Genomic DNA, 16193 nt, shown 5'->3' with positions numbered 1-16193 from the left:
AGCTTCCTTCTATAAGCTTATACTTTGTGTGGATTATAACAGAGGTCAATTGCACCCTGAAACCAATCAATCCGGTGGCTTGATGAAGTCGGAATGGGCAGATAAACTGGTTTCATACCTTTGCGTGACCGATAAATACTGACAAGGAGTCATGATGTCACTTTTTCATAAAACATTGGCCAGTCTGGGGTTAGGCGGTGCCAGAGTTGATACTGTACTGGAAACGGAAGTCCTGCTGCCCGGCGAGAGCCTGCCGGTGCGTATTGATGTGAAAGGTGGCAAAGTGGATCAGGCGGTAGATAACATTCATCTGTATTTGTGCTGCCGCTATGAGGACGAAATGCCGGTCAGCCGAGGCGACAGCGAACGCCGGATGGAAAAAGTGAAGCAGACCTATACTCTGGCGCAGTGGAGCCTTCCGGAGGCGTTCACGCTCCGGGCGGGAGAGCAGCGCCAGTTTGATTGCCGTTTTGAGCTGCCCGTGAATACGCCGATCACCATTGGAGACTCCGGTGTCTGGCTGGAAACTCTCCTGGATATTCCGCTGGCGCTGGATCCCAAGGACAAGGATCCGCTGACGATACGGCCGGACCCGCTGCTGGATGCCGTGTTTTCTGCCCTTGAGCAGGCCGGATTCCGGCTGTTGCAGGTGGAATGTGAAGCCACTGATGGTTTCGCTCTGCCCTTTGTTCAGGTGTTTGAGTTTGTTCCGGTCGCCGGTCCTTATCACGGCTGCTGGCGGGAACTGGAACTGATCACTCAGGTTGACGGCGACAGCCTGAAACTGTGGTTTGCCATCGATCGCCGTCAGCGCGGCGTCAGCGGGATGCTGGCCAGACTGCTTGGTAGTGGTGAGCTCAAGCGGCAGTTAGCAATCCCTCTGACGGTCAGTCCGGCGGAGGCCGGGGAACGGGTTCTCGCGTATCTGGAGCAGATTGACGATCAGTGATGAAGGTGTGGCACCGTTGTCACAACGGCGTCATGAAATTCAGCTTACAAGTGTAAGCTAAACTGTGCCATACTGCTGGAATTATAAAGACAGCGGATAGCGCTCATGCCCAGACAACAGAAAACTGCTTATTCATATTCCGTGGCCGAAGAGATGGCCAACAGCCTCAGCCATGGTGCCGGGATGATTTTCGGCATTGTGGCGCTGGTGATGCTGCTGATGCGGGCGGTTGAAGTGAATGCTGATGCGCTGAGTGTTGCCAGTCTGAGCATTTACGGCGCCAGCATAATTTTGCTGTATCTCGCATCGACCCTGTACCACGCCATTCCCTTTGAAAGTGCGAAACGGGTTCTGAAAACCCTGGATCATTGTGCCATTTACCTGCTGATTGCCGGCACCTACACCCCGTTTTTGCTGATCACGCTGCGGACGCCGCTGGCGGTCACCCTGATGGCGGTGATCTGGACGGTTGCCCTGCTGGGGATCATTTTCAAAGTCGCGTTTGTCTATCGCTTCAAGCGGCTGTCGTTGGTGATTTATCTGGCGATGGGCTGGCTGTCTCTGGTGGCGGTCTATCCGCTGGCGATGGCCATGTCGACTGCCGGGCTGGTGCTGCTGGCCGTTGGCGGCGTGGTGTATTCGCTGGGGGTGGTGTTCTATGTGAACAAAAAAATCCCTTATAACCATGCTATCTGGCACCTGTTTGTGCTGGGCGGCACGGTGTGTCACTTTCTGGCGATTTACTGGTATGTGGCGCCGACCGCCGGGCTGTAAAGCCCGGCAACCCATTCAGCAGATCAGTTTTTCCAGAACGCCGGGAATGCCAGCACCAGCACAGTCAGGATCTCCAGTCGTCCCATCAGCATGCCAAGGCTGAGCAGCCATTTCGCAGCATCTGGCAACGTCGCAAAATTTCCGGTCGGTCCGATGACGGTTCCCATGCCGGGTCCTACATTGGCGACCGCCGTGACTGAACCGCTGATGGCGGTGACCGGATCCAGTCCCAGCATGGCCAGCAGCGCGGCAATAATGATGATGGTCATGATGAACGTCAGGGCAAAGGCCACCACGGAACGGACGATGCCATCTGTAACCGGGCGTTGGTTGTAACGCTGGATAAAGACCCCGGACGGGTGGATTAACTGCATCAGCTGCTTGCGCAGCAGGGCAATCGCGACCTGAAAACGGAAGACCTTGAATCCGCCGGCAGTTGAACCGGAGCAGCCGCCGACCAGCATCATGAAGGCAAAAATAACGGTCGGGAAGGCCCCCCAGGCCGTGAAATCTTCCAGTCCAAACCCTGTGGTGGTGACCACGGAAATGATGTTGAACATGGACACCCGGATCGCGTGGTTGAAATCATAGCCATCCTGCCAGCACAGCCACATGGCGACCATCAGACTGACGATCACAATGGTGATGGTATATCCCCGCACCTGGGCATCCCGGAACAGAGCGCCCGGGTGGCGTTTTCGCAGTGCCTGTACAAACAGCAGAAACGGCAGGCCACCGGCAAACATGAAGATGATCGCCACCCAGTGTGCAGCCGGGGAAAAGTGATTCATGGAGCCATCAGACGTTGAATAGCCGCCGGTCGATAGCGTCGTAAAGGCATGGTTGATGGCGTCAAAGGTGTTCATGCCCGCCCACATGTAGCCCAGGATACACATGAGGGTCAGACTCAGATAGACCGTCACAATGTTCTTGGCAACGTTTTTGGTCCGCGGCGAGCTTTTTTCCGACCAGTCCGACGATTCGGTCTGGAACAGGCGCATCCCCCCGACGTTCAGCATTGGCAGGATGGCGACCCCCATCACGATAAATCCGATCCCGCCCAGCCATTGCAGGGTTGAACGCCACAGCAGAATACTCGGCGCCATGTCATCCAGTCCGCTCAGCACCGTGGAGCCTGTGGTGGTGATCCCGGACATGGTTTCGAAATAGGCATCGGTAAAGCTGATGTGGTTAATCAGCATAAAGGGCAGCGCCGCAAACGCACTGGCGACCGTCCAGACCAGGGTGGTCAGCAGGAACATATCCCGGACCCCGAGTTTGAACTCTTTCACTTTACCCAGACTGAGGCAGGTAAAGGCCACGATATGTGTGATGATGACTGCGGTAGCAAAATCGATAAATCCCCCCGTACCGGTCAGGAAGGCCAGTATGGTGGGCAGATACATGAACAGGGCGATCTTGGAGAGCACCAACCCGATCACGAAGAGAATGGGACGTAAATTGACCATAGCTGCTTACAGGAAAAACGGGCTTGGCTGGAACAGACGTTCCACATCAGGGATGTACTTCTTGTCGACCAGGAACATCACCACGTGGTCATCCTGCTCAATCACGGTACGGTCGTGGGCGATCAGTACCTCATCGCCGCGGACGATGGCCCCGATGGTTGTGCCCGGCGGCAGTTTAATGTCTCCGATGGCTTTCCCAACCACTTTTGAGGTGGTGGCATCGCCGTGAGCAATGGCTTCAATCGCTTCGGCCGCTCCGCGGCGCAGGGAGGAGACGTTGACGATATCCGCTTTCCGCACGTGGGTCAGCAGGGCCGAAATGGTTGCCTGCTGCGGGGAAATCGCGATATCAATGGTGCCGCCCTGAACCAGATCGACATAAGCGCCGCGCTGGATCAGCACCATGACTTTTTTGGCCCCCATCCGTTTGGCCAGCATGGCCGACATGATATTGGCCTCATCGTCGTTGGTGACGGCAATGAAGACGTCAATCTGCTCAATATGTTCTTCGCTCAGCAGCTCCTGATCCGATGCATCTCCGCAGAACACAATGGTATTAGTCAGCATTTCGGACAGACTTTCCGCCCGCTGCGGGTTGCGCTCAATCAGTTTGACGCTATAGCTGTTTTCCAGCCGTTTGGCCAGACCGGCTCCGATGTTGCCGCCGCCGACAATCATCAGGCGCTTATAGGGTTTTTCCAGCCGCTGCAGTTCACTCATCACGGAGCGGATATGGTTGCTGGCCGCCACGAAGAAGACTTCGTCATCGGCTTCAATAATGGTGGTTCCCTGCGGACGGATCGGTCGGCCCTGACGGAAAATAGCTGCCACCCGGGTGTCGACATGCGGCATATGTTCGCGCAAAGCCGACAGGGCGTTGCCCACCAGCGGACCGCCGTAATAGGCTTTGACTGCCACCAGCCCGACTTTGTTATCGGCAAAGCCCACCACCTGGAGGGCCCCCGGATAGGCGATCAGACGTTCGATATATCCGGTGACCAGTTCTTCGGGTGCGATCAGGTGATCGACCGGTACGGCGTCGGTATGGAACAGCTGATGTTTTTCCTTGAGGTATTCCGGTGAGCGGATCCGGGCGACCCGGTTTGGGGTGTTGAACAGCGAGAAAGCAATCTGGCAGGCAATCATGTTGGTTTCATCGGAATTGGTCACCGCCACCAGCATGTCTGCGTCCTGGGCGCCAGCATCGCGTAAGGTACGGGGATGGCTGGCATAGCCCTGCACGACCCGCAGATCGTACTTGTCCTGCAATTCCCGCAGCCGCTCCGGATTGGAATCGACAATGGTGATGTCATTGTTCTCGCCGACCAGGTTTTCAGCCAGCGTCCCGCCGACCTGGCCTGCGCCAAGGATGATAATTTTCATAGCTGTTGCCTGATAAATGGTCTCAGATCGATACAGTTGCCAATAAGGGCAAAAGCCCTAGGGTACACTGCCTTGGCGAGAGAAGCAGCATTTTTAGCCAGTTTGCACAAAGACTTAACTTTGCAATTTTGTCAACAATGCTGCTTCTTTCACCCTGTCACTCACACTGACGGACGTTTTTCCAGTACGGCGTAATAAAAGCCGTCCATATCCGATTCACCGGGCAGGATCTGGCGTCCCGGCGCTGTGTCGCTTCCATTGTCTTCGCGAGCCGCCAGACTTGCATCCGGGGTGCGGGCCAGGAAGGCGAGTACCTGTTCACGGTTTTCCTGCGGCATGATGGAGCAGGTTGCGTAAACCAGTGTGCCGCCCGGCTTCAGTTGCTGCCACATCGCATCCAGAATTTCGGCCTGCAGCGTTGCCAGTGCGGCAATGTCATCGGCCCGCCGCAGCCATTTGATATCCGGGTGACGACGGATAACACCTGTGGCTGAGCAGGGAGCGTCGAGCAGGATCCGATCGAACGCTTCCCCCTGCCACCATTGTTGCGGAAAACGTGCATCGGCACACAGTACTTCAGCGTCTAGCTTCAGGCGTTGCAGGTTGTCTTTGACTCGCAGCAGGCGGTGGTCGTCACTGTCGATCGCAACCACACGGGCTCCCGGTTCGCGTTCCAGAATATGCGCGGTTTTACCACCCGGTGCGGCACAGCAGTCAAGGATCAGCTCGCCGGCCTTCGGCTGCAAGTAATCGACCGCTAACTGGGCTGCAGCATCCTGCACGGACACCCAGCCTTCGGCAAAGCCCGGCAGTTGCTGGACATCGCAGGCACTGGCCAGTTTCAGGGCGTCACCTGCCTGCGGATGAACAGCGGCACTGATCTCTGCAGCATCAAGCAAGCTTTGGTACTGGTCACGGGTATGGTGACGGCGATTGACCCGCAGCCACATTGGCGCTTTGGTATTGTTGGCGGACGTGACGGCTTCCAGCTGCTCCGGGTAATGAGCCCGCAACATATTCAGCAGCCAGCCCGGATGACCGTATTTGCCGGCATCGTGGCTCATGGCTTGCTGATCCAGTGTCTCCTGCTGGCGCTGGTAATTACGCAGTACAGCGTTGATCAGGCCGCGCAGCTGAGGCTTTTTCAGGGTTTTGGTCGCATCCACGGTTTCTGCCACCGCAGCATGGGCCGGAATCCGCATAAAACTCAGCTGATAGAGACCGACCAGGATCAGGTGGTGGAAGACCCGCTGCTTGCCTTTGAGCGGTTTATCCATCAGTGCCTGAGTCACCGATTCCAGACGCGGCAGCCAGCGCAGCACGCCATAGCAGATTTCCTGCAGCAGGGCATGGTCGCGGGGTTTGATCTCTTGTTGGGCCGCAGGCAGGGCCGTCGAAAGCGATTGGCCTTGATCTACAACCTGATAAATCACCTGGGCCGCAGCAGCTCTTACATTCATGAATGTGTTCCTGACTTGATGACTACCGGATGCCAGTGGTTTGACTGCCATCCTGCCGCCGGAGCGGCGAAAGAAAAAGCCAGTGAAACAGTCAGATATTCTGTTCACTGGCTGATGATGATCCGAAACCGGAGATTACAGCACGGTACCCGGCGTAAACCACTCGCGGCGGGAGTTCAGCAAATCCTGGGCCGCCATGGCTTTTTTACCCGGTGGCTGAAGCTGGACCAGTCGCAGCGCGCCTTTGCCGGTCGCGACAACAATGCCCTGCTTGTCGGCAGATAAAATCGTGCCGGCTGCCTGGCCCTGGTTATCGGCTTCAACTTCGGCCTGCCAGACTTTGACGTTTTGCTCCGCTACTTCAAAAAAGCTCATGGGCCATGGGTTGAAGGCTCGAATGCAACGTTCAATCGCTGCGGCATCCATCGACCAGTCGATTTTTGCTTCGTCCTTGCTGAGCTTTTCAGCATAGTTGGCCTGCTCGTCGTCCTGCTTCTGAGGCACAGCCCGGCCAGCCGCAATATCATCCAGACAGGTCAGCAGTGCCTGCGGACCCAGATCAGCCAGCTTGCCATACAGGGTCGCGCTGGTATCGGTCGATTCAATTGGCAGTGTGGCGATATTGAGCATATCGCCGGTATCCAGCCCTTCATCCATCTGCATGATGGTGACACCGGTTTCAGCATCGCCGGCCCAGATTGAGCGCTGGATCGGTGCTGCACCCCGCCAGCGCGGCAGAATTGAGCCGTGTACATTGATACAGCCCAGACGCGGTGTCTCCAGCACGACTTTCGGCAGGATCAATCCGTAGGCTACCACGACCATGATGTCGGCATTCAGCGCTGCCAGCTCCTGCTGGGCAGTTTCGTCACGCAGGGTCTTCGGCTGATAAACAGGAATTTGATGCTCCAGCGCCAGATTTTTGACCGGGCTGGCCGTGAGTTTTTTACCGCGACCGGCAGGCTGGTCCTGACGGGTGTAGACGGCAATGACTTCATGCTGAGAAGACAATAACGCCGCCAGATGACGGGCGGCGAAATCAGGTGTACCAGCAAATACGATACGTAAGGGTTGACTCAAGATAACCTCGGCTGATCAGACTTTCTCTTGATAACGCTTCATTTTTTCCAGTTTCTTCTGGATGCGCTGGCGTTTGAGCGGCGACAGGTAATCGACGAACAGTTTTCCGGCCAGATGGTCCAGCTCGTGCTGCACACAGATAGCCAGCAGGTCGTCGGCCTCGAAGGTGAATTCCTTGCCGTCACGGTCCAGTGCGCGAACGGTGACTTCAGCAGCACGCGGCACAAGGGCACGGGCGCCCGGCACAGACAGGCAGCCTTCTTCAATACCGTCTTCGCCGTGTTTTTCCAGAATTTCAGGGTTAATCAGCACCATCGGCTGATTGCGTTCTTCCGAGATATCAATGACTACGATTCGCTGATGAAAATCCACCTGGGTGGCCGCCAGACCGATACCATCTTCGTCATACATGGTTTCCAGCATGTCATCGACGATTTTCTGGATTTCTGGTGTGACCGCTTCGACGGGTTTAGCAACCGTGCGCAGGCGCTCATCAGGGAAAGTTAACACGTTTAGAACAGACATAGATTCCCGTAAAAATAGAGATATAAAAGGAGAATAACTGTATTTGCTCTAATTCTAGTCATTTTCGACCTTAATGAACAGCTTTGCCGTTCGGCCCTGTTGCGCTGTCAGCTGTGAGGCGGACCGTTAGAAAGAAGAAAGCGGGCTGAAATGATGACCCGAAAGCGCGACCCCAGCCGCAACCGCAATGATCTGGGGCGTGACTGAGGTGACGAGCGGAAAAAAGCTCTGACATCCTGCGGCACGATGATGATGAAGCAGGAAAAGTAAGATGAGAAAACTGGATCAGATTGGCGTTCTTTGTCTGGCATTATGGGCTGGTGACTTGCAGGCATCCCCTGAGTCACAGGCCCGGCTGATCTCTGCGGCGCAGCTGGATGCGGCACCGCGGATTGTCCCTGTGCTGAGCCGCCGCCGGTATCTGGCTGGTGACGACGGGCTGCTGGTCAGGGAAATCCTGACGAAAGGGAGCGAATGGGGCGTGTTCCGCCCGACCCGGGCGTTCAGTGATATGGTTCCGGACTCTCATTCAACCGCTGATGTTTGGGGGATGCTTCCGGTGGCCCGGGTAAGGGTGACGGACAGTGATTCGCAAGGCAGCCGTCTTCTGATGACAGATTGGCTGCAGGAAGTTCGCCCGGGTGACCGTCTGCTGTCGTTAGCGGCATTGCTTCCGCAGGCAGCAGACACGACCCCTCCATCTTCTGTTCGTGTCCTTGGCGGACTGCAGGCGCGCACGTATCTGGCTCCGGATGACTGGCTGGTACTGGACCGGGGGGCCAGGCACGGCTTAGTTCCGGGGCAATACTGGCGGATTGAACGTGGTTTGTTGGGGCGGCCGCTGGTGGCGGAGATTGAAGTGAAGAATACCTCGGAGCAGTTCAGCCTAGCCCGGGTGATCCGGAGTCAGGGGCCGATCCGGTCCGGCGATGTGGCACATTGGGTTGCGCACTGAGATGAGCCATCTTGAAGATTGGTTGGCCTTAGCAGCCGTACCAAGTCTGGGCGGACAGCGTATCGAGAGGCTGTTACAGCACGGCCATGTGTCTGAACTACGGATCATGCCGGAGCAGGCACTGTTGTCTCTGGGGCTGAAAGCATCGCAGATAGCTCTGCTTAGACATCCGAAGCCAGAGCGCCTCAGTGAAGCCTTACGCTGGTGTGAGCAGGAGAATCAGCATCTGCTGGTGTTGACAGATCCGGCTTACCCCGGATTGTTGAAAGAAATCAGCTCTCCGCCCCCGGTTTTATTTATCCGGGGCGATCTCCGCTGGCTCAGTGAACCCCAGTTGGCGATCGTGGGCAGCCGCTCTGCCAGTCTGGACGGCCGGGAAGCCGCGCGGGATTTTGCCGCGGCCATGGTTGCAGCTGATTATGTGGTGACCAGTGGTCTGGCTCTGGGTGTTGATGGACATGCCCACCACAGTGCCCTGAAAAACGGCGGGGCTACGGTGGCTGTGCTGGGCTCAGGTCTTGGGCGGATTTACCCTGCCGGGCACCGGGAACTGGCGGCACAAATTGCAGAACAGGGGGCGCTGGTGTCAGAGTTCTGGCCGTCTGAGCCGCCGCGACCGCAACATTTTCCCCGCCGTAATCGAATCATCAGCGGGTTGTCTGTGGGCGTGCTGGTGGTGGAGGCCGCGCTGAAGAGCGGTTCGCTGATCACGGCCCGCTATGCGCTGGAGCAGAATCGCGATGTTTTTGCCCTGCCCGGGTCGATTTATGCACCCGGAAGCAAAGGTTGTAACGCCTTGATAAAATCCGGTGCTAAACTGGTGGAAAGTCCGGTCGATATCTTTGAGGAGGTGGGGATACTCACCCGCTGTGCAAAAAGTAGTCAATTGAGCGTATCGCTGCCACATCCTGAAAATGAGCAATTGCCATTTAATGCGGTGTTGGCTAACGTAGGCAATGAAGCAACACCCGTAGATGTGGTTGCTGAACGCTGTGCACAACCAGTTCATGAGGTCATGACGCAACTGCTGGAGTTAGAGTTGCAAGGGGTTGTCACTTCAGTGCCCGGTGGCTATATCAGAACGAGGAGGGGCTAGTCATGATGGATATACTCATGTACCTGTTTGAAACCTATATTCACAGCGACGCTGAGTTAATGGTGGATCAGGACGAATTGTCTGAAGAGTTGCTGCGTGCGGGCTTTCATCAGGAAGATATCTATAAGGCTCTGACCTGGCTGGAGAAACTCGCGGCATTACAGGATACAGACCACACACCGTACATGAATACCAGTGCGGTCACATCAATCCGTATTTATACCCTGGAAGAGATGAACCGTCTGGACGTCGCCTGCCGTGGTTTTCTGACCTACCTTGAGCAGATCCATGTGCTGAGCTCTGAAACGCGCGAAATGGTCATTGACCGGGTGATGGAGCTGGAAACTGCCGAATTTGTGCTCGATGATCTGAAGTGGATTATTCTGATGGTGCTCTTTAATGCACCAGGTAACGAAAGTGCCTACAGCCAGATGGAAGAATTGCTGTACGGCGCAGAAGACGGCTATCTGCATTAATCGCCACTTTCACAGGAGATAAGGCCTGACGTATGGCCAGTAAGATTAATCCTGAATTGTTTTCAACCCACCCTGCTCACAATGAGACGCCCTGCCCACAATGCGGGGCGGCTCTGTTCATACGGCACGGAAAACATGGTCCGTTTCTGGGATGCAGTGCATACCCGGCTTGCGATTATATCAAGCCTTTGCACCATAATGACGGCCATATCGTAAAACCTCTGGGACAGCCATGTCCGGATTGTGGCAGCGAGCTGGTGTTGCGCCAGGGCCGCTACGGAATGTTTATTGGCTGCAGTGCGTATCCGGCTTGCCACTATCTGGCTTCGCCCGAGAAGAAGGCCGAAGAGACCCACATGACTTGTCCTGAGTGTAAAACAGGACATTTGGTTGAGCGAAAATCCCGGTACGGCAAGCGCTTCTATGCCTGTGATCAGTATCCGTCCTGCCGGTTTGCGATCAATTTTCAGCCGGTTCCCGGCCATTGTGAGCAATGCGGTTTCGGCTTGCTGATCGAGAAGAAGCTGGCCCGGGGCACTAAACTGCAGTGTGCCGATCGGAAATGCGGTCATTATCAGTCGGAACCGGAAACGACGCCGTCCTCTGAGGCGGATGACATTTAAAGAAAAAGCCAGCTCTGCTGGCTTTTTACATATCAGGGGAAAGGGTTTAGCCGAGGCGGACCACCGGGAAACTGTCAGCAGGCAGTATCTGAGCCAGTTGGTTCAGTGTCTGCACCAGTTCAGGATGACTGGCTGCAGTGACATTGATGTGGCCCATCTTACGGCCCGGACGTTTTTCCTTTCCGTACCAGTGGAGATGGCAGCCCGGAATGGTGAGAACCGCCGCCGGCAGTGTATCTTCTCCCAGAATATTGAGCATCACAGTGCTGCGAGTCTGTGTTGTGCTGCCCAGAGGCAGATCGCAGACCGCCCGCAGGTGGTTCTCAAACTGGCAGGTATCTGCACCTTGCTGCGTCCAGTGGCCCGAGTTATGTACTCTCGGGGCAATTTCATTGATCAGCAGCTGGCCGTTCACGTCAAAGAACTCAATGGCGAGGACGCCGACATAATCCAGGGTTGCAGCGACAGCGTTGAACATCATCTCCGCTTGCTGTTGTAAAGCCCCCTGCTCTTCCAGTGCCAGAGAGCGACTGAGCACGCCGTCGGTATGAACGTTTTCAGTCAGCGGATAGATGGCGGTATCTCCCGCTGCATTCCGCGCACCGATCATCGACACTTCGCGCTGAAAAGGGACAAAAGCCTCTGCAACAATAGATTGTTCCGGTGCGTGGGTCAGGAAATCGGCAATGTCCTGCCAGATGGCCGGGATCTGCTCCGTTGTTTTCAGGCGCCACTGGCCTTTCCCGTCATAGCCGCCTAGGGCGCTTTTCAGCACCAGTGGCAGGCCGATCGTTTCTGCAGCCAGCGCCAAATCTGCTTCTGTGCTGATCAACTGGTATCGGGCATTGGCCACGCCAGCCTGATCCAGCAGAGCTTTTTCAATCCTGCGGTCGCCACCGGCTTTGATGGCGGCTGCATTGGGTTTGAGTTTACCGCTGGCCTCGCAGGCATCCAGCACATCATGCGGTACATGCTCAAATTCAGCGGTAATGACATCAGCATAACCGATGGCATTGTTCAGTCCGGACAGCACCGGTGCCAGCGTCAGCGGATGGACGACCTGACCGTTATTCACGTCATAGGCCATGACTTCGATATTCAAGGGAGCACCAGCCAGTGCCATCATGCGGGCCAGCTGACCCGCGCCCAGTACCAGAACCTTCTTCATGGTTATGCGTCCTCAGATGGATCCGGCTGGCTCAGGACGGTGTCGGTCTGTTCTTTACGGAATGCATCAATAGCGGCCATGACTGTTGCATCCTGGGTACCGAGAATCTGGGCTGCCAAGAGGCCGGCATTGGCTGCACCGGCTTCCCCGATAGCTAATGTGCCGACAGCAACCCCTTTGGGCATTTGTACAATCGACAGCAGGGAATCCATGCCTTTCAGGGCGCGGGACTGCACCGGGACGCCCAGGACCGGCAGACTGGTGAATGCGGCAGTCATGCCCGGCAGATGTGCAGCGCCGCCGGCACCTGCGATAATCACTGAAAGACCACGCTGATGAGCGGTTTCGGCATATTCGGCCAGCAGGTGTGGAGTCCGGTGTGCGGAAACCACACGGGTTTCGTACGCAATATTAAAGCGATCCAGCATTTCAGCTGCGTGTTGCATGGTTGGCCAGTCAGATTTTGAGCCCATAATAATACCGACTTTCATCCCGAACTCCTTAGGGTCATGTTAATCAGGCAAGAGGGTTTGCGGCGCATTATACGGAGATTTTTCCTTAAGGAAAACGTTTGCGTCGCGCTCTGGTGCGCAATAGGTGCAGTTCGCTGGGATTCGGTTAAAATAGCAGCCAGTGAAAATCAGCCGTCGCCATCGCATTGATCCGGCGACAACACATTGAGGATAGTGTGGATAATTTAAGCCAAGTCGTCACCGCGCTCGAGCAAGGTGAAGTGATTGCCTACCCGACTGAAGCCGTGTTTGGTGTCGGATGCGATCCGGATAACCCAGAGGCTGTTGCCAAACTGCTGGCATTGAAACAGCGCCCGGTAGAGAAAGGCCTGATTCTGATCGCGGCCGATTATGCTCAGCTCGCACCTTATGTGGATGACAGCCAGTTGACTGAAGACCAGAAGGCCCTGATTTTTGCCTCCTGGCCGGGCCCGGTCACTTGGGTGATGCCAACCAAACCGGGTGTTCCGTCGTTTCTGACAGGGCAGTTTTCAACGATTGCGGTCCGGGTGACGGATCATCCGTTGGTGCAGCAGCTGTGCCGGGCGTTCGGGAAACCACTGACATCGACCAGCGCAAATCTGACCGGTGAGCCGCCTTGCCGCAATGTGCAGGAAGTGGAATCACAACTCGGAGCGCATCTGAATACAATTTTGCACGGTGAGACGGGTGGCCGTGACAATCCGTCCGAAATTCGCGATGCTGCCACAGGACAAATTTTCCGACAGGGATAACATACGCATGCAAGACGTCAATAAACACGCCGTGAAGGCGTTCTTACTCGATTTACAGGATAAAATCTGCCAGGCCCTGGAAGCACAGGATGGTGAAGCCCGTTTTGTGGAAGACAGCTGGGATCGTGAAGAAGGCGGCGGTGGCCGCAGCCGTGTTTTGCGTGATGGTGCAGTCTTTGAGCAAGGTGGTGTGAACTTTTCACATGTTTACGGGGCGCAGATGCCAGCCTCAGCCACCGCACATCGTCCGGAGCTGGCTGGCCGTCGTTTTGAGGCCATGGGCGTTTCTCTGGTGATCCATCCGAAAAACCCTTATATCCCGACGTCGCATGCCAATGTCCGCTTCTTTATTGCCGAGAAAGAGGGTGAAGATCCGGTCTGGTGGTTTGGCGGCGGGTTCGACCTGACGCCTTTCTATCCGTTTGAGGAAGACTGCCGGCACTGGCATCAGGTCGCCAAAGACCTGTGTGCTCCTTTTGGTGATGATGTCTATGCAGCACACAAAGCCTGGTGCGATAAATATTTCTTCCTGCCGCATCGTCAGGAAACCCGGGGTGTGGGTGGTCTGTTCTTTGATGATCTGAATCAGTGGGGTTTTGAGAAAAGCTTTGCTTACATGCAGGCGGTTGGGCTGGGTTATCTGGACGCTTATCTGCCAATCGTTGAAAAGCGTGCCCCTACCCCATACGGCTCACGCGAGCGTGAGTTCCAGTTGTATCGCCGTGGCCGCTATGTTGAGTTTAATCTGGTGTATGACCGCGGTACGCTGTTTGGCTTACAGAGCGGCGGGCGCACCGAATCCATTCTGATGTCGATGCCCCCTCTGGCACGCTGGGAGTATTGTTACCAGCCAGAGCCGGGTTCTCAGGAAGCCCGGTTGTACGATTACCTCACTCCGCGTGAGTGGTAATCCAGACAGAAGAAAGCAACTTTAAGTTAAGGAAGAAATTGCAGCCATGAGTCAGGACGCGGATAAATACGTTGTGTTCGGCAACCCGATTGCCCAGAGTAAATCGCCTTTCATTCATACGCTGTTTGCGCGTCAGACCGCTCAGGAGATGACATACGAAGCGCAATTGGTGTCGCTGGATGGCTTTCAGGCAGCAGCCCGTCAGTTCTTTGCCGGTGGCGGCCGTGGCTGCAATATCACGGTTCCTTTTAAAGAGCAGGCTTTTAGCTATGCGACGCAGCTGACCGAACGTGCCCGTCTGGCGGGTGCGGTCAATACCTTAAAAAAGCTGGATGACGGCGGGATCCTTGGTGATAACACTGATGGTGAAGGTTTGGTGCAGGACTTGCTGCGCAATCAGGTTGAGATGAAAGGCAAGCGCATCCTGCTGGTGGGCGCCGGTGGTGCTGCCCGCGGTGTGATTCTGCCTTTGCTGGCTCAGGAACCTGCCAGCCTGACGGTGACCAACCGTACCCTTTCCAAAGCTGAAGAACTGGCCGCGTTGTTTGCCTCGCACGGAAAGGTTTCTGCAATCGCACTTGATGCTTTATCTGCTGATCAGCATTTTGATCTGATTATCAACTCGACATCCGCCAGTCTGAGTCAGTCACTCCCCGGTATTCCTGCTGCTTTGGTTCATCCTGGCCTGGTCTGTTACGACATGGTCTATGGGCCGGAGGAAACGACCTTCAACCAGTGGGCGGCTGAACTCGGTGCAGGTCAAGTTATAGACGGACTTGGAATGCTGGTGGGCCAGGCGGCTGAAAGTTTTCTCTTGTGGCGGGGTATCCGCCCCGGAACAGAACAGGTATTGCGTGAACTTCGTCGTACACTGCAAGTAAAATAGTGGGTCACTATGAATCAAGACATCTTATTCGCTGATATCCAAACTTGGGACAGCGAGCGTCAGGCGGTATGTTTTCCTGCGCAGCAGGCCGGTGCGCTGATCCGTTGCTGGGTGCGTCTGGCATGGCTAGAAAAGCAGACCGGTGAAGTGCTGACGGATGAGGCGGCTATATTAACCGCCTTTAACAGCTGTCGCTTCGATTTGGAGGAGCTTGCTGAATCTCTGATTGATGATGAAGATTTTAATCAGGATGGCGACGTGATGATCGATTGAAGTCATTCGGCTTCATTCAGATACTCATCTTTCAGCCGAACATAATTGTCCGCCGATTGCGGCAGGAAGGCGCGTTCCGCATCTGTGAGCGGCCTTGCCTGTTTGGCTGGGCTTCCGACATACAAGTATCCGCTTTCCAGAACTTTTCCGGGTGGCACTAATGTCCCTGCCCCGATAATCACATCGTCTTCGATCATTGCACCGTCCAGCAGAATAGCACCCATACCAACCAGTACCCGGTTCCCAACTTGGCAGCCATGCAGCATTGCTTTGTGGCCAATTGTCACATCATCGCCAATAATTAAGGGATGGCCATCCGGTTTAGCACCGCTCTTACGGGTGACATGTAAAACAGTGCCGTCCTGTATATTGGTGCGTTCACCTATCTTGATGTAGTTGACGTCTCCGCGTGCAGCAACCAATGGCCAGATGCTGCTGTGGGCGGCTAAATGAATGTCACCAACCAGAACGGCGGAAGCGTCGATATAAACTTGTTGCCCCACTGTTGGGCGTATGCCCTGATAAGGGCGAAGTGAGTTTTGCATTGCTGTACCTCAGGTTATTGCGGAGCATGTTCACTGAATTTGTGAGTTCTCCGGTGTTTATACCATCGAAAAATTGTGATGTTGTGTGAATAATGCGCGCTTAAACAAAAATGACGAATTTATTTCAAATTCGCTATTGCCAATGTGATCGAACTCTCTATAATGCCGCCTCACCGACACGGAGGAACGGCAGCAAAGCGGTTCGGTACGGAAAGGTAAGCGGCAAGAAATTAAATTGAAAAAAGTGTTTGACACTGACTTTTGATTCGATAGAATGGCCGCCCGTTTCGAGAGTTGAGTCACAAGACTCAGCGAGAAACAAAGTTCTTTAACAATTTGACCATGCAATCTGTGTGGGCACTCGACAATGATACA

At 55.2% G+C, this 16193-nt stretch carries 18 protein-coding genes; 10 read left to right on the top strand and 8 right to left on the bottom strand.

Annotated features, from left to right (window positions below; all coding sequences use genetic code 11):
* Positions 1–154 precede the first annotated feature (154 nt).
* Positions 155–949, top strand: a complete 795-nt coding sequence (locus tag SPK40_RS20075; protein ID WP_330961711.1) for a sporulation protein — start codon at positions 155–157, stop codon at positions 947–949.
* Between the two features lie 105 nt (positions 950–1054).
* A complete protein-coding gene (gene trhA, locus SPK40_RS20070) occupies positions 1055–1723 on the top strand; it encodes a PAQR family membrane homeostasis protein TrhA (RefSeq protein ID WP_248144757.1) in 669 nt (222 codons plus the stop codon).
* Positions 1724–1746: 23 nt separating this feature from the next.
* Here trhA and SPK40_RS20065 read toward each other — a convergent pair whose 3' ends face one another.
* The 5 genes from SPK40_RS20065 to def all read right to left on the bottom strand — a co-directional run bounded on the left by SPK40_RS20065 (position 1747) and on the right by def (position 7640).
* Positions 1747–3192 carry a TrkH family potassium uptake protein gene (locus tag SPK40_RS20065; RefSeq protein ID WP_330961675.1) on the bottom strand — a complete coding sequence of 482 codons (1446 nt, stop codon included), beginning with the start codon at positions 3190–3192 and terminating at the stop codon, positions 1747–1749.
* 6 nt (positions 3193–3198) lie between these two features.
* On the bottom strand, positions 3199–4575 hold the full coding sequence (gene trkA / locus SPK40_RS20060) for a Trk system potassium transporter TrkA (protein WP_036752583.1): 1377 nt from the start codon (positions 4573–4575) through the stop codon (positions 3199–3201).
* Between the two features lie 161 nt (positions 4576–4736).
* A complete protein-coding gene (gene rsmB / locus SPK40_RS20055; protein WP_330961674.1) occupies positions 4737–6035 on the bottom strand; it encodes a 16S rRNA (cytosine(967)-C(5))-methyltransferase RsmB in 1299 nt (432 codons plus the stop codon).
* A gap of 135 nt (positions 6036–6170) precedes the next feature.
* Positions 6171–7115, bottom strand: coding sequence for a methionyl-tRNA formyltransferase (fmt, locus tag SPK40_RS20050; RefSeq protein ID WP_330961673.1), 945 nt, complete (start codon positions 7113–7115; stop codon positions 6171–6173).
* A gap of 15 nt (positions 7116–7130) precedes the next feature.
* Positions 7131–7640 carry a peptide deformylase gene (def, locus tag SPK40_RS20045; RefSeq protein WP_330961672.1) on the bottom strand — a complete coding sequence of 170 codons (510 nt, stop codon included), beginning with the start codon at positions 7638–7640 and terminating at the stop codon, positions 7131–7133.
* A 271-nt stretch (positions 7641–7911) separates the two neighbouring features.
* On the opposite strand from def, the gene SPK40_RS20040 reads away from it, so the two are divergent.
* Genes SPK40_RS20040 through SPK40_RS20025 form a run of 4 tightly spaced genes read left to right on the top strand, consistent with a single transcriptional unit; the run spans position 7912 to position 10790 of the window.
* Positions 7912–8595, top strand: coding sequence for a hypothetical protein (locus SPK40_RS20040; protein WP_330961671.1), 684 nt, complete (start codon positions 7912–7914; stop codon positions 8593–8595).
* Between the two features lies 1 nt (position 8596).
* On the top strand, positions 8597–9691 hold the full coding sequence (dprA, locus tag SPK40_RS20035) for a DNA-processing protein DprA (protein ID WP_330961670.1): 1095 nt from the start codon (positions 8597–8599) through the stop codon (positions 9689–9691).
* Between the two features lie 2 nt (positions 9692–9693).
* Positions 9694–10167 (top strand): DUF494 family protein, encoded by a 474-nt coding sequence (locus tag SPK40_RS20030; protein ID WP_036752600.1) that lies wholly within the window; start codon positions 9694–9696, stop codon positions 10165–10167.
* A 32-nt stretch (positions 10168–10199) separates the two neighbouring features.
* On the top strand, positions 10200–10790 hold the full coding sequence (locus SPK40_RS20025) for a DNA topoisomerase family protein (protein WP_248144764.1): 591 nt from the start codon (positions 10200–10202) through the stop codon (positions 10788–10790).
* A gap of 46 nt (positions 10791–10836) precedes the next feature.
* On the opposite strand, the gene SPK40_RS20020 is transcribed toward SPK40_RS20025, so the two are convergent.
* Both SPK40_RS20020 and purE read right to left on the bottom strand, forming a co-directional pair.
* On the bottom strand, positions 10837–11958 hold the full coding sequence (locus SPK40_RS20020; protein ID WP_248144765.1) for a 5-(carboxyamino)imidazole ribonucleotide synthase: 1122 nt from the start codon (positions 11956–11958) through the stop codon (positions 10837–10839).
* 2 nt (positions 11959–11960) lie between these two features.
* Positions 11961–12449, bottom strand: a complete 489-nt coding sequence (gene purE, locus SPK40_RS20015) for a 5-(carboxyamino)imidazole ribonucleotide mutase (RefSeq protein ID WP_330961669.1) — start codon at positions 12447–12449, stop codon at positions 11961–11963.
* Between the two features lie 197 nt (positions 12450–12646).
* On the opposite strand from purE, the gene tsaC reads away from it, so the two are divergent.
* From tsaC to SPK40_RS19995, 4 genes are read left to right on the top strand one after another with little or no spacing between them, the layout of a single operon-like run.
* Positions 12647–13204 (top strand): L-threonylcarbamoyladenylate synthase type 1 TsaC, encoded by a 558-nt coding sequence (gene tsaC / locus SPK40_RS20010; RefSeq protein WP_330961668.1) that lies wholly within the window; start codon positions 12647–12649, stop codon positions 13202–13204.
* A 7-nt stretch (positions 13205–13211) separates the two neighbouring features.
* Positions 13212–14114, top strand: a complete 903-nt coding sequence (gene hemF / locus SPK40_RS20005) for an oxygen-dependent coproporphyrinogen oxidase (RefSeq protein WP_248144768.1) — start codon at positions 13212–13214, stop codon at positions 14112–14114.
* 46 nt (positions 14115–14160) lie between these two features.
* Positions 14161–15000, top strand: coding sequence for a shikimate dehydrogenase (gene aroE, locus SPK40_RS20000; protein WP_330961667.1), 840 nt, complete (start codon positions 14161–14163; stop codon positions 14998–15000).
* 9 nt (positions 15001–15009) lie between these two features.
* Positions 15010–15273, top strand: a complete 264-nt coding sequence (locus SPK40_RS19995; RefSeq protein WP_248144770.1) for a DUF1488 domain-containing protein — start codon at positions 15010–15012, stop codon at positions 15271–15273.
* Between the two features lie 2 nt (positions 15274–15275).
* Here the strand turns inward: SPK40_RS19995 and SPK40_RS19990 are convergent, their stop codons facing one another.
* Positions 15276–15818 (bottom strand): gamma carbonic anhydrase family protein, encoded by a 543-nt coding sequence (locus tag SPK40_RS19990; protein WP_330961666.1) that lies wholly within the window; start codon positions 15816–15818, stop codon positions 15276–15278.
* Positions 15819–16193: the final 375 nt, after the last annotated feature.

Source organism: Photobacterium sp. 53610, from assembly GCF_036409375.1.
Classification (GTDB): domain Bacteria; phylum Pseudomonadota; class Gammaproteobacteria; order Enterobacterales; family Vibrionaceae; genus Photobacterium.
The sequence above is the reverse complement of the archived record's forward strand: the minus strand, read 5'-3'. Positions and strand labels throughout refer to the sequence as shown.